This window comes from Eubacterium ramulus (assembly GCF_003122485.1).
In the GTDB taxonomy this organism is placed as follows: Bacteria; Bacillota; Clostridia; order Lachnospirales; family Lachnospiraceae; genus Eubacterium_I; species Eubacterium_I ramulus_A.
In genome coordinates this window covers 1-21,946 of record NZ_JRFU01000053.1, presented here as the reverse complement: position 1 = coordinate 21,946, position 21,946 = coordinate 1, and the positions used below count along the sequence as shown (strand labels likewise).

The window sequence follows — 21,946 nt, the reverse complement described above, 5'->3', positions numbered from 1 at the left end:
TCTTTTTATAAGAACCGCCTTCTCCATAACGCTGCAGCAACTGCTCATACTCCCGGTAAAGTTCCCGGGCATACGTCAGAAATTCCACACCATCATTTGTCAACGTCACGCCTCGTCCGGTACGGAAGAAAATCGTAATTCCTACTTCTTTTTCCAGTTCTTTTAATGCATTGGTCAGCGATGGCTGTGAAACATACAACTGCTCTGCTGCCTTATTTAGTGATTTCGTCTCTGCAATGGTCAATATATATTTTAACTGTACAAATGTCATGCTCATTTATCGCCCATACAATGTTGTCAACTCTCTGATCTGATCTGCTAATTCTTTTGTCAGACATCCCTGCGTCATTCGCCACCGCCAGTTATTCCCGAGCGTAGACGGTGTATTGATTCTTGCCTCACTTCCAAGCCCCAGATAATCCTGCAATGGAATAATGCACATATCTGCCACACTCGCCAGTGCCAGACGGATAAAATCCCAGTGAATTTGCCTCTTTGGTGTATTTGCATTATTCATATATTTCTGAGATAATTTCAGATCTTCCGGATCTAAAACTTTATACCAGCCGCAAAGAGTATCATTATCATGCGTTCCTGTATACACTACACAATTTTTCTCATAATTATGTGGCAGATAATCACTCTCTTCTCTGGAATCAAAAGCAAACTGAATCACTTTCATTCCCGGGAAACCGGAATCATGCAATAGCCGGCGTACACCATCCGTTAAAAATCCCAGATCTTCTGCAATTACATTTACATCGCCCAGTGCATCTTTCAAAACCTGCATCAGACTCATGCCCGGTCCCGGCTCCCAGTGTCCGTGTTCTGCTGTCTCATCCCCCGCCGGAATACTGTAATATTCGTCAAATCCGCGAAAATGATCAATACGAATGCAGTCATACAAGTTCAGACACTGTGCGATTCTCCGAATCCACCACGCATAACCGGTCTGGCGATGATACTCCCAGAGATACAGCGGATTGCCCCATAACTGTCCGGTTGCAGAAAATGCATCCGGTGGGCATCCTGCCACTGCAACAGGATTTAGCTCTTCATCAAATTGAAACAGCTGCGGTTCTGCCCAGGCATCTGCGCTGTCCAGTGCCACATAAATTGGAATGTCCCCGATAATCTGAATGCCCGCCTGCGCCGCATACGCATGTAGTTTTTTCCATTGACAGAAAAACAGATACTGCTGAAACTGATAAAACTGTATTTCCTCATGCTGTCCATGCCAAACCTGGTCCAGAGCTGCAAAATCGCGTCTTTTATATTTTTCTTCCCATTGCAGCCAGCTTGCTCCTTTATGCATATTTTTTATTACCATAAACAATGCATAATTTCCAAGCCACCAGTCATTTTCCTGACAAAAAGCAAAAAAATCATCTGGTGGTTGTTTCAGAAAACGATTGCATGCCATACGCAAAATTTTATATCGGTTCTGGTAAAGCTTTGCATAATCAATGGATTCCGGATTCTTTCCAAAATCAAAACTATCACACTCTTCTTTCGTCAAAAGCTGCTGCTCCACAAGCTGCTCCAGATCGATAAAATACGGATTTCCGGCAAAAGATGAAAAAGACTGATACGGGGAATCCCCATAACTGGTCTGTCCAAGGGGCAGTACCTGCCAGTTTTTTTGACCTGACTCTTTTAAAAAATCTACAAATCGATAAGCCTCTTTTGAAAAACACCCTATTCCATATTGGGATGGAAGAGAAAATACCGGCATCAGAATTCCACTTGTTCTCATAATTTATATCCTCGCGTTCTACAACATTTATACTTTTCAATATAGGAAATTCGAGTAATTTCCCGGCAAATAAAAAGTCCTTTTTGCTGCACTGCTTGTAACAAAAAGGACTTTTGAGCGTTTGTTAACCTTTGACTGCTCCTGCAGCTACACCTTTGATAATATATTTCTGACAGGTCAGATAAAATACAATGATCGGTAAAATTGCAAGTACAAGCATTGCCATCATTGCGCCCATATCAATGGATCCATAGCCACCGCGCAGATACTGAACTGCCATTGGAATGGTAGGCTTTTCACTGTCAAGTACCAGCGTCGGAAGCAGGTAGTCGTTCCAGATCCACATTGCATTTAAGATTGCAACTGTGATCATGGTTGGGCGGAGCATCGGGACTATTACTTTAAAATAAGTCTGAACCGGTGTACAGCCATCGATCATTGCTGCTTCTTCCAGAGAAATCGGAATCGCCTTGATAAATCCACAGAACATAAACAGCGACAACCCGGCACCAAATCCCAGGTAAACCGGTATGATACCAAACATATTACCAAGGTGAAGAAAATCTGTCACTTTAGACAGTGTAAACATAACCATCTGGAATGGAACGATCATTGCAAATACAAACAGATAATACAATACTGTGGATAATTTGCATGTAACTCTTGTAATCCACCATGCAGCCATGGAAGTCAAAAGCACGATCACGATTACAGAGCAGATGGTAATAAAAGCAGATCTTCCGGCTGCTACCAGCAGTCCTGTTTTCTGAATACCATTCACATAATTGTACATTCCGGAAAAAGTATCCGAATTTGGCAATGCGAACGGTGCATCACTGATATAAAGTTTGTTTTTAAAAGAATTCATCAATACAAGGAAAATCGGGAACAGGAAAGCCACAGCTAAAAGTGTCATCACAATCGTAATCACAATACCGGTACCTTTTGATACTGCCGGATTTTCAATGATCTCATTTTTGTTTTGTTTTCTCTTTTTCAGCATTAGTTCTCAACCTCCTTACGTCTTGTGAAGTATAACTGTGTCAGTGAGATTGCTGCTACGATAATAAAGAAAATAACCGCTTTTGCCTGACCGACACCTTCCCAGCCGTTCCTGTTGTAGAATGTCGTATAAATATCGTATGCCAGCATTGCGGTTTTCTTTGCCGGTCCGCCTGCTGTTAATGCCAGGTTCTGATCAAACAGTTTGAAGCAGTTCGTAAGTGTCAGGAACAGACAGATGGTAACAGATGGCATTGTCATCGGAATAATAATCTTATACAATGTCTGGAATTTATTGGCACCATCAATTTCAGCTGCCTCAATCAATTCTGTCGGTATATTTTGAATACCGGCAATGTAAATGATCATCATATACCCAATCAACTGCCAGTTTGTCAGAATGACCATGCCCCAGAAACCATATTTCGGGTCTGCTGTGATCGTTACATTAAAATGTGCCAGCACGCCGTTGATCAGTAATTGCCAGATATAGCCAAGTACAATTCCTCCGATAAGGTTTGGCATAAAGAAAATGGTTCGAAAAATATTGGTTCCTTTTAATCCCCGTGTCAGTCCATATGCCAGGGCAAAGGAAATTACATTAATTGTAATTACAGATACAACCGTAAATTTCACGGTAAATAACAGTGCATTAATAAAATCTTTGTTTGAAAATGCCTTTACATAATTTGCGATTCCAACCCAGTGTGCATTTGTAACTGTCGTAAATTTACAGAATGAAAGCACGATTCCCATAATAAATGGAATGATGAAAAACAGGGTAAATGCAATCAATGTAGGTAATACAAAAAGAGCAAAATATTTTTTATATGTCTTTTGCATAAATCTCCCTCCCTACGGATACAAATGTTTTCTTCGTAAAACAGAAGAGGAGGCGGCCGATGACCGCCTCCTGCCCCTGAGAATTCTACTATCTAATACGACTACTCAGCTGTTGCTTCTTTCTCAGATGCCCACTCATCTACTGTATCTGATACCACAGCATCCCATTCTTTATTGCCATTTGCATACTCAAGAAGAGATGCGCCATAATCATCTTTGAATGTCTGGCTTGGGAATGTTGTAAAGTTCCACGGTACAGTTGTAAGGGAATCATCTTTCATGTATCTTACTACTTCCTGTGCTAACGGGTCAGAAGAAATCTCATCATCGCCAAATGTGCTGAACGGTGTGATAAACTGAAGATCATTTGTTACCATCTCTTTTCCTTCATCAGAACTGAACACCCATTTCAGAAAATCCAGGGATGCTTTCTGATCTGCCTCAGATGCATTGCTGTTTACACACATGTAGTTTTCTGTACCGATGCACAGTCCCTGTGTCTCTTCGCCTTCTACGCCTGTATAGATCGGCATAAATTTCACGTTTTCTTCTTTTACTACGTTACCACTTACTTTGCTGATCTGAGACCATGCCCAGTTACCATTCTGAACCATAGCAGCTTTTCCTAATGCAAACTCTGACATAGAATCATCTACTGTCTTGGAACCAACCATTGTAGGCTCAACGGTTGAGTTGTTCAGATACAGGTCGAAGATGTTTTTATAGTTCTCATTATATTTGAAAGTAATCTCATCCTCATCTTTTACATTTGCATCTTTGTACTCATAGTAAATCGGAAGATTCATCAGATGTGTCTGCCATCTCCAGTCTTCACCCGGTGCAAAGGATGTGGATGCAAATACACCATCAATGCCAAGATCATCTTTGTGCGCTGTCATATCTTCTACAACTGCCTTTAATGTATCAAAGTTTTTGATATCATCCATGGATGTTGCTTTTGCGCCCGGAAGTGCAAAATACTTATCCATGATTTCTTTATTATAGATAATGCCGTATCCTTCTTCTGCAAACGGAATGCCGTATACACCATCACCTTCTGTGATCGCAAGGTCTTTATCTACCAGCATATTGTAAAAATCGGTATCCTTCAGATCTGCACAATACTCTTTCCAGGACTGATATCCAACCGGTCCGTTGATCTGGAATAAAGTAGGAGCATCACTTTTAGCCATCTCTGATTTCAGTGTCTGCTCATACTGATTGGATGCCGCTGTCTTTACTTTTACCGGAACACCTGTCTCCTCAGTATATTTTGCTGCAACTTCTTCCCACTGATCTGCAATCTCCGGTTTGAAATTCAGGTAATATACAGATCCTTCTGCACTGCTTCCTTTTTTCTCAGCTCCTGCGGAAGACGTATCTCCACCTTTCGCTCCACCGCAGCCTGCTAACATACCGGTTACTGTCAATGCGGACAGACACACTGCCAAAAATTTTTTCATTTTCATAAAAAATACCCTCTTTCCTTTTAATTATCGTATCAAGTGCATACCTCTTTGATACTTATAATTTTATAGAAAGAGAGTCATATTTAATACAAAAGATTTTCAAGAATCATGTTCTTTTTCCACGATTCTGTAAAAAAATCAAAATAGGATATTGGTTCTTCTCCTGTAATGATCTTCATAAAAGCCAGTGTCTCCATATCTGTCATATCCTGCGGTAACTCCCGATGTGAATACGGTACATAGTCTTCATTAACATAAGACACATCCGCCTCTTCAATCAGCCGTACTGCCTGAATCCGTGAAGCATAGGCAGCCCAGTAAACAGGATCTCTGTCTCCATCAAGGAATCTGCGGCAACTGTCATAATAAGCCGATTCCAGAGAATTCATGGAATCTGTCTGTCGCGGATAATGCAAAGCCAGCCAGATATGATCTGTTGTTGTAAACACAGCATTGCTGAAATCACAGTTTGCCACAAGCGGACGTGCCGTGGTATCAACCCCACGTTTCTGGTACAGGTCAATTTCTTCGCTCCCATCGTGACGGTATCGCGCATTGTCAAAAAGTGCGGTCATAATCTTCATGACGATCTCCGGATGCTCATATCCTTTTCGCACCACGATACAGGGAGATGTTTTTCCATATATGTAAGAATGAACTTCTCCATACTCATCAGCGATCACATATGGTTTCCACTCCGCCCCCGGATTTGCCTCCACTGCTTCTATCAGCGGATTATTCGGTGCCCACCACCAGCCAAAAAAAGCTCCACAGCGGTTATCACGTATCAGTTCTCCGATTTCTCCCGGTGTCCGCATCATATAATCCTGATCCAGAATACCATTTTCATACCATCCATGAAGATATTCCAGTGCCTGCCTGGTCTCTTCCGTTAATGATCCATAGACATAACCGTCATCACTATCCTGCAGCCATATCCCCGGATAGGCATGAAATACGGAAAAAACAGGATCCACAGAGAAATTCGAAGAACCGTTCCCATACAATGTTGCCATACATGGCAATCCGATATTTCCATTTTCTCCCGGATCATTTTCCCGGAATGCCTGGATGATCTGCTCCACATCAGCAAGCGTCGAAGGTTCCGGAAGTCCCAGTTCTTTCCGCCAATCTTCCCTCACCCAGAACAGATTACATCCATAATAAACCTGCGTGGAAGGAAGTGCCATCAATTTTCCATCAATGGTCACAGATTCCAGTAATTCTTTTCCATAGCTGCTGTACATGGATTTGATCATACTGGAAGTTGCCTCCTGATAAGCATCTGATAAATCTTCAATCATGCCATACTCTGCCAGTTTCTCTACCTCATCCGGACCAGATACCAGCATCACATCCGGAAGACTATTTTCAGCAATCATTCGCTGAATATACAGATAATAATTTTCATCCTCCGACACTTCCAAAACATCTTCATTTTGTACGTTAAGTGTTTTTTTCAAATATCGTGTATAAGCATTATCCTCATAAGTATCGCCATCCGGCATACCGGAATTACCGGAAGCAGTCATTTTTGCCAGTGTATAGGTCACTGTCTCCGGATAGGGTATCAGTGGTGATTTCTCTGCCTTCTCCCACGAAGTGGCTGCCTTTTCATCCGCTTCCTGTTCTGCCACATCACAGTCAATTTCAAATGATATCACACCGAGAAGTACGCACATCATTCCCATAACGATAGCCTGTGCTCTTCTTTTGCTATGACTCATTGCTTTCTCCCTTCTGTACCTTTGGAAAATGCAGTAATACCTCCGTACCTTTTCCCTCTTCGCTTTTGATCTGAATGGTATAAGTTTCCCCGAAGCTCAGTTTCATTCTGTCGTTTACGTTTTTGACACCATATCCCAAAGCATGATATTCCAGAACATGTGCAAGCGTATCTGCATCCATCCCAACGCCATTATCACGAATGCTGACATAAATCACCCCGGAATCTGTCTCCTCCCAGATACGGAACCAGATCTGATGATCCGGATCCTCCTTAATATCAAGACCATGCTCTAACGCATTTTCTACGAACGGCTGGAAAATAAGTGAAGGAAGTTCATAATCCAGCAATTTTTCATCTACATCATAATGCACTTTAAAGTCATTATCATGCATCCAAAGTTGCAGCTGTACATAAGCCTGAATATTCTGAAGTGCCAGCCGCAGGCTGATCCAGGTTCTTCCTTTATTTAAAGTTGTCCGGTAAAATGCAGAAAGTGCAAGCGTCACCTGACTGATTTCCTCTTCGCCGGCCTCAATTGCTTTCCAGTTGATCATCGACAGAGAATTATACAGGAAATGCGGATTGATCTGAGCCTGCAATGCTTTCATTTCAAATTCTTTCCGAGCAATCTGCGTTTCATAATTTTCTCTGATCAATTCCTGGATCCGCTGCATCATATGATTATAACTGTTGATCAGGATTCCCATCTCGTCTTCGCGGTTGCTGTGGACTGTTGCCTGAATGTTTGTTTCATCCATAGACTGGATTTCTTCTGTCAGTTCTTCCAATGGTCTGGATAAATATTTTGCAAATCTCCTTCCCAGCAGAATAATACAGACCAGACAGGCTCCTACCTGCACAGCGATCATAAGAAACGCTCTTCTGGAAAATGGACTTAAGTTGGATTTCTTTTGAAAATAAGTAACTGTCGCATCCATCTGATTCAGATCCTGCTGCACCCATAAATAATCCTTTTTATTCTCTCTAAAACTTACATATATGCCATTTTTATCTGTACATTTTTTCCCGGAAAAATTCCATATTTCATCGTTCTGCGTCTGCACATGAACACCATACTGATCCACTGCAAGCTGGTTTAATGATTCAAATAATGTCGGAATATCTGTGCGAACTGCCACATAACTTTCAATTCCGGAATAACTTGGAATTTTGTATATCGAAATCAGGTCTAATGTACTTTCATCAAATACCCATTCCTTATCCCTGATTCCATCTCGATACCAGGACTCTTTGTACAGATCCTCCAGTGGATGCGTTTCATTTCCGAAAGACTGCTGAATGCTCTCGGAGTAGATTGTAACAGATTCCATGATCAGATTCTGATACTTCAACGCACCGATGGTATTTGATACTTCCTGATACAGTTCATAACGCTGTGTCTTCTTTGTCGGATCGCACTCCAGAAAATTGATAACATCCTGATTGTATACGAAATAATTCATCATCTGCTGGCAGGTATACATCTGATAATCTACAATCCCACAGGCCTGCTGCAGTGTATTCGTCATATCTTTTTCCCTGTATTTCAGCACTGTGTGATAGGAATTGATTCCAAGTGAAATACCCAGTATCATAACCGGAAGCATACCGACCAGACACAGAATTGTCAGCATCTTTTTTCGAATGGATAGTTTATGAAAGAACTGTTTCAGTCTGTGCATCTGTCATTCCACCCTTTCGATACTGTTCCGGACTACATCCACAATACTCACGGAAATTTTTACAAAAATAAGATACATTTGAAAAACCAGTTTCTTTACATATCTGCACAATCTTCATAGATGTATCGGAAAGCAGTTTTTTTGCCTGCTCCATCCGGTAATTCCGAATAAAACGGCTTACCGTATCTCCGGTTTCTTTCTTAAATATATAACTGAAATATCCCGGTGACAAATACACCAGTTCGGATAATTTTTCCACACTGATATCCTCACTGTAATGTTCATAAATATAACTTTTTGCCTGTGCAACTTCATTTCTGGCACCATCATTGTTGGCTGCCAGACGTTCTTCCATATTCTGAATGAGTGTTTCTACAAGACTTATCACTTCCTGGACAGACTGCATTTCGTATACCTTCTGAACCGCTGTTTCCAGTTTTTTTCTGTCCTGATGCTGATGCGTAAAAAATTCTTTTACCAGATTGGAAAACAAAAATCTCGTATAAATCTGCGAATAGCTGCTCATCTCTCCCATACCATTTTTCAAAATACGAAAATGTTCCCACAGATGAGTCATATCATCCATTCGGATATTTTCCATCATCCGGCTAATCGTTTCATCCAGGAACTGCTCACTCCCGGTATCTTCTGCTACATGATCCGGTAAAAATACTCTTGTTTCCTTCTGATAAAATTTATTTTCTATCAGACTTTCAAGCATCTGAAAACGATCCGGCAGTTCACTTCGATCCGTAACCGGCTGACCGACTGCCACATAAAAACGATTTCCAAACGTATGATTCATCCATTCAGCTAAATCTGTTGCAAAAACTTTCTGCTCACATACGCCAAAAAGGACACAGAGTTCCTGATTCTGTGCCAGATTTAAAAAAGATAATTTCTGCTTGCTATATTCTGTCAGTTTTTGAATAAAAACTTCTTCTGATTCTTCAAAAAAATTATCTTCACTCTCAATTAAAAGCAAACCTCTGATCTGATTCCAACGGTCAATATTGATCTTTCCACTAATTTTATTTAACAGATCGTCATTTCCCTGACAAAGGTATCTGAAAAGAAAATAATTTTCCAGAGAATCCTGATTCCACTGACTGCGCTGCGCTTCATTTCTCCGCTCGGTAATTCTCTCCACCAGAAAATTCAGCGTGTTTTCGAACTCAGCAGGATCCACCGGCTTGAGCACATAGTTTGAAACGCCGGAAGCCATTGCCTTTTTCGCATATTCAAACTCACCATATCCGGAAAAAATTACCATTTCCAGATTTGGCTGTAATTTGTGAGCCACAGAAACCAGCTCAATACCATCCATAAATGGCATTTTTATATCTGTCAGCATAATATCCACTGCCCGATGCTGCAAAATTTCGCAGGCCGCCTTTCCGTTGGCGGCCTCCAAAATTTCCATCTCTTCACTGCGCCGGTTCAGCAGAAAACGAATTCCCTTTCGCTCCAGTTTTTCATCATCTACTACCAGAATTGTCAGCATACATTAATCCCCCAATTTCCATATATCCTGATTGTATTCCCGGATGGTACGGTCAGAAGAAAAGAACCCTGCATTGCTGATATTCACCAGCATTTTCTTTGCCCATGTTTTGCGGTCTGTATAATCTTCCAGCGCCCGTTCTTTTGTTCGGATATAATCTTCCAGATCCAGGAATGTCATAAACCAGTCTTTATTTTTCAGTTCACTGCTTAAACGCTCTAAATTTTCTTTCTTTCCAATCTCCATCATCTGTGGACCGGTGATAAATTCCACAGCCTTTTGGATCATCGGATTTTTTGTATAATAATCGGATGGTCTGTAATCACTTTTTTCATAATGTGCAATTACTTCATCACTCTTTGCACCAAAGATATAGATATTGTCATCTCCGACAAACTGATGGATTTCTACATTTGCACCATCTTCTGTTCCAAGTGTCACTGCTCCGTTCAGCATAAATTTCATGTTTCCGGTTCCGCTTGCCTCTTTGGATGCAAGTGAAATCTGTTCTGAAATATCACATGCCGGGATTAGTTTTTCTGCTAATGTAACGTTATAATTTTCTACCATAACCACATTCAGATACGGACTCACTTCCGGATCATGATTGATCAGTTCCTGCAGGCAGAGGATCAGATGAATGATATCTTTGGCGATCACATAAGCCGGTGCTGCTTTTGCGCCAAAGATCACCGTGATCGGAGTCTTTGGTAATTTCCCACTTTTTATTTCCAGATATTTATAAATCACATACAATGCGTTCATCTGCTGTCGTTTATACTCATGAAGCCGTTTGATCTGAATGTCAAACACAGAATCCTCATTCAGTTCTATGCCCTGTGTCCGTCTCAGATACTCTGCCAGTTGATGTTTGTTTTCTTTTTTTATCTGCAGAAGATTCTGCAGTGACTGTTCATCCTCTACAAACTTCTCCAGCTTCTTCAACTCTGTTGCATCTTTTTTGTATCCATCACCAATCCACTCCGTGATCTGATCTGCAAGCATCGGATTGCAATGAAGCAGCCAGCGGCGAAACGTAATTCCGTTTGTCTTGTTGTTAAATTTCTCCGGGTAAAGCTGATAAAAATTATGAAGTTCTGTCTCTTTCAGGATTTCTGTATGCAAAGCTGCAACGCCATTTACGCTGAATCCGTAATGGATATCAATGTGCGCCATATGAACCACATCGTTACGGTCAATGACAGCCACACTTTCATCCGCATATTTCCGTCGTACTTTATCATCTAAAATTTCAATAATTGGCACCAGCTGTGGTACGATTTCCTGCAGATAATGCAGCGGCCATTTTTCCAGTGCTTCCGCCAAAATTGTATGATTGGTATATGCACAGGTGCGGCTTACCACATCAATTGCATCATCCACAGAAAGTCCCCGGGCAATTAATAAACGGATCAGCTCCGGGATGATCATCGTCGGATGTGTATCATTGATCTGGATGACTGCATAATCCGGCAAATCATAAAGGTTACATCCCCGTGCTTCACATTCTTTCAAAATCAGCTGTGCGCCATTACTTACCATAAAATACTGCTGATAAATACGAAGCTTGCGACCATCTTCATCACTGTCATCCGGATAAAGGAATAATGTCAGATTTTTGGCAATTTCTTTTTTATCGAAAGAAATCCCATCCTGTACAATGCTCTCATCCACAGAATCTATATCAAAAAGTTGTAATTTATTGGTACGGTTACCATATCCGGTTACCAGAATTTCGTACATGACAGACTGTAATGTCAGATTGCCGAAAGACACCGGAAAACCGACATCCGTACGTTTTAACCAGCCACTTCGATCCATCCACGGATTTTTTGTTTCTTTCTGCATGTGATCCGCAAATTTCTGCTGAAATAATCCAAGATGATAATTCAGTCCAATACCGGCCCCATTGTAACCAAGTGTTGCAATCGAATCCAAAAAACAGGCTGCCAGTCGGCCAAGTCCTCCGTTTCCAAGAGATGGCTCTGCCTCGATTTCCTCAATTTCACAGATATCTTTTCCATTTGCAGCAAGCATTTTGCGGACATCCTCATATATTCCGAGATTGATCATATTATTAGACAAAAGTTTTCCGATCAAAAACTCTGCAGATACATAATATACTTTCTTTTTTCCTTCATTAGATTCCTTCTGTTCTGCCATATCCTGCACAACAGCCATCAATGCCTGGTAAATCTCCTGATTACTGCTTTCTGAAATTGCTTTTCCTAATTTTTCCGATACTAACATTTCCAGCTTCATAATAAAATTCCTTCCCGACCTCAAAGTCTATGCTCTCAAAAGAATCTGATACGCAGGAACCATTTGATTCATTGTATCATACTTTTTCCTGTTCGTGTGTTTCTGCTTATATTTTATACGGCATTGTTATTTTTTTCTTGCAGCATAATATCCTTTTATAGTACAATTCTATCAAAAACAGAATGGAGTCCAGCATGAAACAACCAAAACCAGAACAATACCACGAAAAAAAGCGTCATACGGAAGATCAGTTTCCGTATAACACTTATCTGTGCACTATACCGGATGATTTTACGGAAGTACCTGTTCACTGGCATGAAGAAGCAGAATTTATCGTCATTCAGAAGGGATCCGGCACAGTTTTTGTAGACCTGACACACTATCATGTGACAGCCGGAGATATCATCATTGTTCTTCCGGGACATCTGCATGCCATCAGAGAAATTTCAGGTCAGAAAATGGAATATGAAAATATCATTTTTCGTCCGGAATTACTATGCTCCGATAACCACGACGTCTGTTTTGAAAAATTTCTGTATCCATTGTTCTCAGGGCAAATTCACACAGTCGTCCACATTCACCCACGTCTGTCCTACTATCCGAAAATTCATGATCTGATCCGGACAATGGATCAATTATGCAGTAAAAAACCTGCCGGATATCAACTTGCTCTCAAAGGCTCTCTGTTTCTTTTCATGTTCCAGCTTCTTTCTCTGGACGATAAAAAAGAATTATCCAACATACAGCAACGGTCACTGGACAAGTTGAAATTCATCATCACTTTCACGAATGAACACCTGGAAGAATCTATTTCCATTCGCCAGATTGCCTCTGCCTGCTATTTCAGTGAATCACACTTCATGAAATTTTTTAAGACACATATGGGTATCAGCTATATCCATTATCTGAATGATGTCCGACTGGCACATGCCAGAAATCTGCTGGTTTCATCAAATCTGTCTATTCTGGAAATCGCACAGAAATCCGGTTTTGAAAATGCTTCTTATTTCAATCGGAAGTTTAAAGACAAATATGGCATTACTCCACGCCAGGCAAGATAAAAAATCGCTTAAGACTCACGGTCTAAGCGATTTTTCTGTCAGGAAGGTTTTTTTACATCCCCGTCTTTATCTTCCAGTATTGATCTATACTCATATCGCGGAATAAAATTCCGCCTATCACATTTTTTATAATATTCCATAAAAATACGATCCATAACCATTGGAATCTGACTTTCATCCGGTTCAAACAAAACATTAAAATCAACGCATGCTACATCATGTAGTTTATTGCCACAAAATTTATATACACATGTAAATTTGTGTAAGTGCACGTCGTGCGGCACACAGTGCAGGGTAGCGCAAAAATTTATCAAAAACACTGTGTAACTTAAGAACTCCTACCATTTTTCCTCAAGGAGTGATTGCTAGCGACTGAGGCAAAATGGTAGGAGTTCATTATAAAACCTAAATGGTAAATTTTAAGCTACCCAAAAAAATACAATTCCCGATAATGTTCATACCGATCCTGGAAATTCTCCGTATCTTCTTTTTTCACAGAATGCAGATACGCATGACGTCCCATATCCTCCTCACTGCTCTCCAGAATACTTACACCAATATTGGAACAATGATCCGCAATCCGCTCCAGGCTCGTTGTCATATCCGTCAGCACAAATCCCATCTCAATGGTACATTTGCCCTCTTTCAGACGGATAACATGACGCCGTTTCAGCTCATCGCTGAGGTCGTCAATAACCTCCTCCAACGGCTCGATCTCTCTGGCCAGTTCCTTATCGTTATTACTCAGTGCCTGAACGGTCAGATTTACCAGATCTGTTACCGCTCTGCGCAGATACATGATCTCGGAACTTCCCTCAAAGGACATTTTCAGACCTTTCTCCTTCATCTCCTGCGCGCTTTCCTTTAAGTTCACGGCATGATCGGAAATTCGCTCAAGATCGTTGATACTGTGCAGAATGACAGACATTTTTGCACTGTCGTTTTCCAGCATATTGCGGTTTGTGATCTGGATGACATAGGAACCGATCTTGTCCTCGAAATGATCGATTCTGTTTTCCAGTGTTTCCACAGTTGCTGCTTTTTCCTCATCGTACTGATCCATCAGACCAAGCGCATCTACTAATGCTGCCTCACTCATATGTGCCATATAAGCGGTTGCTTCCATACAGTGACTGATTGCCAGTCCCGGCTGCTCCAGAAAACGAACATCCAGTTTTTTCAGCTCTTCCTCAGACTCCTGTACACCATGCTTACGCTCTGTATGATCCTCTTTGATGGACATGTACGCCAGTTTTTCCAGTACTTTTGCAAACGGAAGCAGTACAAGAGTAGCTGCTATGTTGAAGATACTGTGTACAACGGCGATTCCTGCCGGTGTGGCTGCATCTCCAAGAAAATCAAAATGTACAAATGCATTTATGGAATAAAATACGATCATAAATAACGCTGTACCTATGATATTAAAATACAAATGCACTAACGCGGTTCGCTTTGCATTTTTGGATGCTCCAATAGAGGAAATAATTGCTGTTACACAGGTACCGATGTTCTGTCCCATGATGATTGGGATCGCACATCCAAAACTTACCGCTCCGGTGCTGCACAATGCCTGCAAAATACCGACAGATGCGGAAGAACTCTGAATGATTGCTGTCAAAATCAGACCTGCCAGCATACCAAGGATCGGATTTGTAAACATAGTAAGAAGATGTGTAAACTGCGGAACATCTTTCAGTGGTTCTACCGCAGCACTCATGGCATTCATTCCAAACATCAGGACTGCAAAACCAAGTAAAATGCTTCCCACATCTTTGTGTTTGTCATTTTTGGATGACATCATCAAAAGCAGTCCGATAATTGCCAGAATCGGTGAAAATGATGTTGGTTTCAACATCTGGATAAAAAAGCTGCTGCTCTCAATACCGGAAAGACTTAAGATCCATGATGTAATTGTGGTACCGACATTGGCACCCATGATAATTCCGACTGCCTGGGACAGTTTCATAATTCCGGAGTTTACAAAACCGACTACCATAACGGTTGTAGCCGATGATGACTGGATAACGGCGGTGACACCGGCACCAAGTAATACCGCCTTGATCGGATTTGATGTCAGTTTTTCCAGAATTTTTTCCAGCTTACCACCGGAAACCTTGGTCAGACCGTCTCCCATAACATTCATTCCATACAAAAACAGGGCAAGTCCGCCAATCAACGATAAAATCGCAAATATGTCCATAAAAAGATTCCTCCTGATTTTTCTCCCCAGTTCACTCAGCACATATATTAAGAAAACGCTCATGCTCGCATGAGGAGTTTTTTTTAATACTGCAAATGTTTCCAATTGAACTGTCATTAAGTAATAACATCATCTAACAATTACCACTCTAATTGATGTATGTAAAATTCAGGAGATTCGAATGTAAAGTCTTTGTAAATTTTTTACATTCTATTTACATTCACATTTTTGTTTCTTTTCCGGTGCTGCTTTTTTCTCTCTGATCAGCAGCATTGACATGATCAGGGACGTGATCGGAACCGTAAGGATAATGCCGATGGTTCCTGCAATTCCCCGCATGATCTCGATGGCAATGGAATACATATTCAGTATCTGATGCATCTGATAAGAATATGCATAAATGATCATGACCACAGTGATCGTTGCCGCGATAAACGGTGCTTTATCTGCGGTATAATCATCAGACTGTGCCTGCTGTCCTTCTGCCACCTGTGAGTAAATGGTCTTGTCAAGCAGTGTGGAAATTCCTTTTTTTGTAATTGTAAAGTCATCTGCGTAACGGTTTCCATTATAATCATAAGTTTTGATCGTAAAGGAATCATCCGTAAAATCAATGGTTGAGAAAGAAGGCAGACATGCATTGGTTCTCTCTGCAATGTAGTACGGAGTGTAGTTTAACAGGATCAAAGTCCGCTATTACTTATTTGTAGTCCACTCAACGCCTGTGGAAGGCGTGAGTGAACTGTCTTACTTTCTTACAGAACTGGTTCCGGATTAATGGTCGGATGGGTTCCATTGATGGAGAAAATAACCCATTCTGCAATATTTGTTGCATGATCGCCGATTCGTTCAAAATATTTTGCAACCATCAGCAGGTCTGTTGCTACTTCTGCGCCTGCGCCGTTGTTCTGGATCAGCTTGATCACTTCTTTTTTTGTATCATCAAACATGGCATCGATCACGTCATCTCTTGCAATGACTTTCTTTGCCATCTCAATATCTTTTGCCACAAAGGCTTCCAGACCTTTCATTACCATCAGCATACATTCCTGGGACATCTGTTTCATACGGTCCATCATCGGCAGGTTTTTCTCATTTACCAGAGATAAGGATAATTCGGAAATATCCGCTGCCTGATCACCGATTCGCTCCATGTCTGTGATCATTTTCAATGCTGCTGAGATCAGTCGGAGGTCTCTTGCTACCGGCTGCTGTTTCATCAGAAGTTTCATACAGAGGGTTTCAATGTCTTTCTCCTGTTGGTCTACTTCTGAGTCAAATTCCATGTTTTTTCTTGCTTTTTCTGCATCCTGATGTACCATGGCCTCAATGGCATGCTCGATTGCCTGCTCTACCATGTGTCCCATCTGGATCAGCTCACCGTTTAAGGTATTTAACTGTCTGTCAAATTGATTTCTCATTTTTTATGTTCTCCCTTGCACTTACACATTGTTCCAAAATCTGCTCATCCGTTGTTCAAAATACACTGCTAAAACTCCGGATAAATTTCAGAAACTTCTGCACATCTGTTTAACCAAATCTACCGGTAATATAATCTTCTGTCTTTTTCTCCTTCGGTGTGGAGAATAACTGATCGGTATCACCATACTCTACAAGGTCGCCCAAAAGGAAAAATGCGGTCTGGTCAGACACACGAACTGCCTGCTGCATGTTATGTGTTACCATAACGATGGTGTACTGAGATTTCAGCTCCATAACCAGATCTTCGATCTTTGATGTGGAAATCGGATCCAGTGCGGAAGTGGACTCGTCCATCAGTAATACTTCCGGATGAACTGCCAGCGCACGGGCAATACAGATTCTCTGCTGCTGTCCACCGGATACGCCAAGGGCACTTTTTTTCAGACGGTCTTTGACTTCGTCCCAGATTGCTGCGTCACGAAGTGATTTTTCTACGATGTCGTCTAACTGTGCTTTGTTGTGGATACCGTGTGTTCTCGGTCCAAATGCTACGTTATCGTAAATGCTCATCGGAAATGGATTTGCCTTCTGAAATACCATACCAACCCTTTTTCTCAGCAGGTTTACATCCATGTTATTTCCGTAAATATCTTCGCCGTCCAATGCGATCAGACCGTCGATCTTACATCCTTCTACCAGATCATTCATACGGTTTAAGGATTTTAAAAGGGTGGATTTACCACATCCGGAAGGTCCGATAAACGCGGTGATCTGATGTTCTTTAATCTCAAGATTAATATCTTTTAATGCATGGAAATCTCCGTAATGAAGATTCATATGCTCGATTGTCATTTTATTTTTTAACATGTTCGTTTCGTTATCCTCTCTCACATATTGCTGTTTGCAAATACGTTTCCTGTCACTTTTGTTTCGTAACCAAGATTCCAATACTTTAGTCCCGCTGCATTTTCTTTGCGATAACGGAAGATAAAATGTTGATCAGAAGTACCATTACCAGCAAAATAACTGCGGTGGCAAATGCCTGATCCGTATGCAGACCTTCCTGGGAAAGTACATACATGTGTACTGCCAGTGTACGTCCGGATGAAAGCAGGTTCTTCGGTAAGGTTGCCATGGTTCCTGCGGTGTAGATCAGCGCTGCTGTCTCACCGGCGATTCGTCCGGTGGAAAGAATGACACCGGAGAGGATACCTGGAATGGCACTTGGAAGTACGATTCTAAATACTGTACGGAGTTTGCCTGCGCCCAGTCCGAAACTTCCTTCACGGAAGCTGTCCGGCACTGCCAAAAGTGCTTCCTCTGTGGTTCTTAAAACGGTTGGCAAAACCATGATCGCTACAGTTAAAATACCTGCCATTAAGGAGTAGGACATATGGCATGCGGTTACGAAGAACAACATACCGAACAAACCGTAAACGATGGACGGAATACCTGTTAATGTTTCTGCTGTAGTTCTGATGATTTTTACCAGTTTATTGCCTTTTTTTGCATACTCTGTCAGGTATACTGCAGAGAATACACCGATCGGAACTGCGATCAGCAATGCCACACCGATCATGATCAATGTGTTGATAATAGACGGAAGCATTGATACGTTATCACTGTCATAATGTAAGGAAAACAGTGACGGTGTCAGATGCGGGATACCTTTGCCCAGAATATACACGATCAGGTAGCCAAGCATCACAATGGTAAAAATTGCAGCCAGAATGATCAGTATTTTTAAAATCAGAGAGCCGACATAAATCTTTTTCTTTGTCTTTTTCATTATTCCTTCTCTCCTTTTCCTTTGATAATACTGAACGCCAGGTTAATGATCAGGATGAATACAAACAGTACCACACCGGTTGCGATCAGTGCTTCTCTGTGAAGTCCGGTTGCATATCCCATCTCAAGTACAACGTTTGTGGTCAGTGTACGCACGCCCTGTAAAATTCCTTTTGGCATACGCGGCTGGTTTCCGGCGATCATTACAACCGCCATGGTCTCACCAATGGCACGGCCGATACCAAGTACTACACCGGCTAAGATTCCGGATTTTGCTGCCGGGATCACGCATCGGAAAATGCTTGCCTCCTTTGTTGCTCCCAGTGCCAGTGCACCTTCAAAGTAGGCGTTGTTTACGGCACGGATGGAAGTCTCTGTCACACCAATGATGGTCGGCAGGATCATGATTCCAAGCAGGAAAGATGCAGTCAGAATGCTCATTCCGTCTGTCCGGTTTGTTCCGAAGATCATACGAACCGCCGGTACGATGACCATCAAACCGAAGAAGCCGTATACAACTGACGGGATTCCTGCCAGAAGCTCCGTTGCCGGTTTGATGATTTTGTAAAGTCCCTTCGGACAATATTTTGCAAGAAAGACTGCAGTAAAAATACCGATCGGCACACCTACTGCAATGGCACCGCCTGTAATGTACAGACTTCCGATGATCATCGGGAAGATGCCGTATTTATCGTTTCCGGGCTTCCAAACCTGTCCGCCCAGGAATTTTCCAAGTCCTATTTTTCCCATTGCCGGGATTCCGTTTGCAAATAAGAAAATGCAGATCATGGCTACTGCCACGATGGAAATACAGGCAACAAGCAGGAAAATAATTTCAAACACTTTTTCTTTTCGTTTCATATGTTTTGTTTCTCCCTATGGGAATGCGCCACACAGATTCTTTTCTACATAAAGCGGACATTCACAATCCACTTTCGCTACTTGTTCATGAACACAATCGCTTTACGACCTGCGTTCAAATCGGAATCTGTAGTGACGCATATATAATTTGTGTTATTTAATGGAACTGATTATTTTACAGCATCCCACTGTGTAACTTCACCTGTGAAGATCTGTTTTACCATATCAGAGCTGATCTCATCGATCGGGTTTGCATTATTTACGATAACTGCGATACCGTCAAGAGCGATCTTTGTAGCTGTAACGCCTGTCTCCTCGTCTTTCAGATCACGGGAAGCCATTCCGATGTCACATTTTCCGTCGATTGCAGATGTGATACCTGTTGTGGAATCTGTTGTCTGCTGCTCGATCTCAGCGTTCGGGTTCACCGCTTTGTAAGCCTCTACCAGTTTCTCCATAACCGGTGATACACTGGAAGAACCATCAATTGTGATCTTTCCGCTTGCTCCTGTAGATGTGAATGTCTCACCTTCTGCTACGGAAATGTATCCGTCATCTGCGATTACCTGCTGTCCGTCAGCACTCATGATGTAGTTGATGAAATCCTGTGCTACATCGCTTACGTTATCTTTTGTTACGATGTTGAACGGTCTGGATACTTTGTAAGTTCCGTTGGATACGTTCTCTGTAGTTGCCTCAGCACCATCGATTTTTACTGCTTTTACGGTGTCATTTAAAGAACCAAGGGAGCAGTAACCGATTGCGTATTCGTTACCTGCTACCGTAGACATCATAACCTCTGTGTTGTTTGTGATGGTTGCGTCTACCGTTGTCATATCTTCTTTCTCGCCTGCATCATTTTTTACTTCGATGCCAAACAGCTCGATGAAAGCGCCTCTTGTACCGGAACCGTCCTCACGGGATAATACGCTGATATTTCCGGAAAAATCAGAAGATGCATCTGCGCTGCCTGTGCTACCGCTCTCTGTTGCTGCGCTTCCTGCGTTGTCTGCTGCTCCGTTATCGCTGTTTCCACATCCTGTAAGTCCAAGTCCTGCTACTGTTGCTGCGCAAAGTACAAGTGCCATCATTTTTTTCAGTTTCATTTCGATTCTCTCCTTTTCGATTTACATCTTTTTCTTGTTTATTTTTTATGTACAGACCTGCATTGCCTTTGGCTTATTCGGGTCATGCTGGCAAGTTGTTTTGTTTGCCTTACGACGTATACTTTAATCAGATTTGGCTTTTCATACTATCAGGATTGCGCAAAAAAAAAGTAAAGCTTTTGTAAAAAACTTTACTTTCGAAGATATTTTCAGGGAGAATCTTTATTTTTCACAGAAATAAAAGCACAAAAAAGAGCTATCCGACTTTCTCGTCATCAGATAGCTCTGTCACCTGTTAAATCTAAGCTTCACTATATAACCTCCCTTTCTTCTATTTCTTTTGTCTCAACTATGGATCTCTACCTCTCAATGGACTTGTCCTCCTTTAACTGATTGTTTTATAATGATAAACTCTGTCAAAAGAGATTATTTTCTTGCTTACTCCATTGGACTGACCTCCTGTAGTTATTTAACGAAAGAAGATTTTTTATTTTGTTTTCTCTCTTCTTTTGTTGTCTTTATTGTATTGCACTTTAAGTGATTTGTCAACACTTTTTCTGTATATTTTTTATATTATTTTAAATTATCTGTTAATTATGCTTTATTGCATTATTTTGTCTATTTCAAGAATGCTCCGGAAGGTTTTCAAATCGAACATCAGTCTCCAAACTGTTCTCTTGCAGTTTCAATATAATCTAAAGCATCTTCATGGTTCTGCTTTATTTCCTCGGCAGTCACTTCACGTCTGACTTTTGCCGGAGAACCAACTGCCAGCATACCATCCGGAATCACTGTTCCCTGTGTCACCAACGCGCCTGCACCGATGATCGCATTTTTTCCGATCTTTGCTCCATTCAAAACAATGGAACCCATGCCGATCAGTGCACCATCTCCGATCTCACATCCGTGAATGATCGCTGCATGACCAACCGTGACATGATCCCCGATCACAACCGGAAAACCTGCGTCTGCATGAAGAATGCAGCCATCCTGAATGTTGCTGCCTTCCCCGATAGTGATACTGTCATGGTCTCCTCTGGCTACTGCCTGATACCAGAGACTACTGTCTTTCCCCATACTGACAGCACCGACTACCGTTGCATTTGGCGCAATGTATGCACCACTTCTATTGCATGCTTTTTCTTCTTTCATCACTTTATACCTCTCCTTTTGTATAAAATTTTGTTCTTCTCCACCCTTCAAGTCGAACGCACGTGAGACTTGGTGCGTGATTCTGGTCAGCGAAAGCTGACATATTCTT

At 41.6% G+C, this 21,946-nt stretch carries 18 protein-coding genes; 1 reads left to right on the top strand and 17 read right to left on the bottom strand.

Annotated elements, in window-relative coordinates:
• The 9 genes from LG34_RS04910 to LG34_RS04870 all read right to left on the bottom strand — a co-directional run.
• On the bottom strand, positions 1–277 hold a 277-nt coding region (locus LG34_RS04910), incomplete at its 3' end, for a LysR family transcriptional regulator (protein WP_347486646.1).
• A complete protein-coding gene (gene malQ / locus LG34_RS04905) occupies positions 278–1,756 on the bottom strand; it encodes a 4-alpha-glucanotransferase (RefSeq protein WP_109215101.1) in 1,479 nt (492 codons plus the stop codon).
• Positions 1,757–1,880: 124 nt separating this feature from the next.
• The gene (locus tag LG34_RS04900) at positions 1,881–2,759 is read right to left on the bottom strand and encodes a carbohydrate ABC transporter permease (RefSeq protein WP_021737521.1); all 879 of its coding nucleotides are present in this window, start codon (positions 2,757–2,759) and stop codon (positions 1,881–1,883) included.
• The gene (locus LG34_RS04895; RefSeq protein WP_109215100.1) at positions 2,759–3,601 is read right to left on the bottom strand and encodes a carbohydrate ABC transporter permease; all 843 of its coding nucleotides are present in this window, start codon (positions 3,599–3,601) and stop codon (positions 2,759–2,761) included. Before LG34_RS04895 ends, LG34_RS04900 begins: the two co-directional genes overlap by 1 nt.
• A gap of 101 nt (positions 3,602–3,702) precedes the next feature.
• Complete coding sequence (locus tag LG34_RS04890) at positions 3,703–5,070, bottom strand: ABC transporter substrate-binding protein (protein ID WP_109215099.1); 1,368 nt, start codon at positions 5,068–5,070, stop codon at positions 3,703–3,705.
• An 83-nt stretch (positions 5,071–5,153) separates the two neighbouring features.
• Positions 5,154–6,797: a sugar ABC transporter substrate-binding protein gene (locus LG34_RS04885; protein ID WP_109215098.1), complete on the bottom strand. Its 1,644-nt coding sequence runs from the start codon at positions 6,795–6,797 to the stop codon at positions 5,154–5,156.
• Positions 6,787–8,481, bottom strand: coding sequence for a sensor histidine kinase (locus LG34_RS04880; protein WP_109215097.1), 1,695 nt, complete (start codon positions 8,479–8,481; stop codon positions 6,787–6,789). The genes LG34_RS04885 and LG34_RS04880 overlap by 11 nt, the downstream gene beginning before the upstream one ends.
• Positions 8,453–9,985: a response regulator transcription factor gene (locus LG34_RS04875; protein WP_109215096.1), complete on the bottom strand. Its 1,533-nt coding sequence runs from the start codon at positions 9,983–9,985 to the stop codon at positions 8,453–8,455. The genes LG34_RS04880 and LG34_RS04875 overlap by 29 nt, the downstream gene beginning before the upstream one ends.
• Positions 9,986–9,988: 3 nt before the next feature.
• Positions 9,989–12,247, bottom strand: a complete 2,259-nt coding sequence (locus LG34_RS04870; protein WP_109215095.1) for a glycogen/starch/alpha-glucan phosphorylase — start codon at positions 12,245–12,247, stop codon at positions 9,989–9,991.
• A 194-nt stretch (positions 12,248–12,441) separates the two neighbouring features.
• Between LG34_RS04870 and LG34_RS04865 the strand changes: the two genes are divergently transcribed.
• Complete coding sequence (locus LG34_RS04865; RefSeq protein WP_181369291.1) at positions 12,442–13,308, top strand: helix-turn-helix transcriptional regulator; 867 nt, start codon at positions 12,442–12,444, stop codon at positions 13,306–13,308.
• 424 nt (positions 13,309–13,732) lie between these two features.
• Here LG34_RS04865 and LG34_RS04855 read toward each other — a convergent pair whose 3' ends face one another.
• From LG34_RS04855 to LG34_RS04820, 8 genes are all read right to left on the bottom strand, one after another.
• Positions 13,733–15,508, bottom strand: a complete 1,776-nt coding sequence (locus LG34_RS04855; RefSeq protein ID WP_109215092.1) for a Na/Pi cotransporter family protein — start codon at positions 15,506–15,508, stop codon at positions 13,733–13,735.
• Between the two features lie 210 nt (positions 15,509–15,718).
• Positions 15,719–16,195, bottom strand: coding sequence for a YibE/F family protein (locus tag LG34_RS17045; protein WP_242979802.1), 477 nt, complete (start codon positions 16,193–16,195; stop codon positions 15,719–15,721).
• 68 nt (positions 16,196–16,263) lie between these two features.
• Complete coding sequence (gene phoU / locus LG34_RS04845; RefSeq protein WP_109215091.1) at positions 16,264–16,929, bottom strand: phosphate signaling complex protein PhoU; 666 nt, start codon at positions 16,927–16,929, stop codon at positions 16,264–16,266.
• A 109-nt stretch (positions 16,930–17,038) separates the two neighbouring features.
• A complete protein-coding gene (gene pstB, locus LG34_RS04840) occupies positions 17,039–17,797 on the bottom strand; it encodes a phosphate ABC transporter ATP-binding protein PstB (protein WP_109215090.1) in 759 nt (252 codons plus the stop codon).
• 85 nt (positions 17,798–17,882) lie between these two features.
• Positions 17,883–18,719 carry a phosphate ABC transporter permease PstA gene (gene pstA / locus LG34_RS04835; RefSeq protein ID WP_109215089.1) on the bottom strand — a complete coding sequence of 279 codons (837 nt, stop codon included), beginning with the start codon at positions 18,717–18,719 and terminating at the stop codon, positions 17,883–17,885.
• A complete protein-coding gene (gene pstC, locus LG34_RS04830) occupies positions 18,719–19,579 on the bottom strand; it encodes a phosphate ABC transporter permease subunit PstC (protein ID WP_109215088.1) in 861 nt (286 codons plus the stop codon). The genes pstA and pstC overlap by 1 nt, the downstream gene beginning before the upstream one ends.
• A 170-nt stretch (positions 19,580–19,749) precedes the next feature.
• Entirely contained in the window at positions 19,750–20,685 is a 936-nt protein-coding gene (locus LG34_RS04825) for a substrate-binding domain-containing protein (protein WP_109215087.1), read from the bottom strand.
• 657 nt (positions 20,686–21,342) lie between these two features.
• Positions 21,343–21,837, bottom strand: a complete 495-nt coding sequence (locus LG34_RS04820; RefSeq protein WP_109215102.1) for a gamma carbonic anhydrase family protein — start codon at positions 21,835–21,837, stop codon at positions 21,343–21,345.
• Between the last annotated feature and the right edge of the window lie 109 nt (positions 21,838–21,946).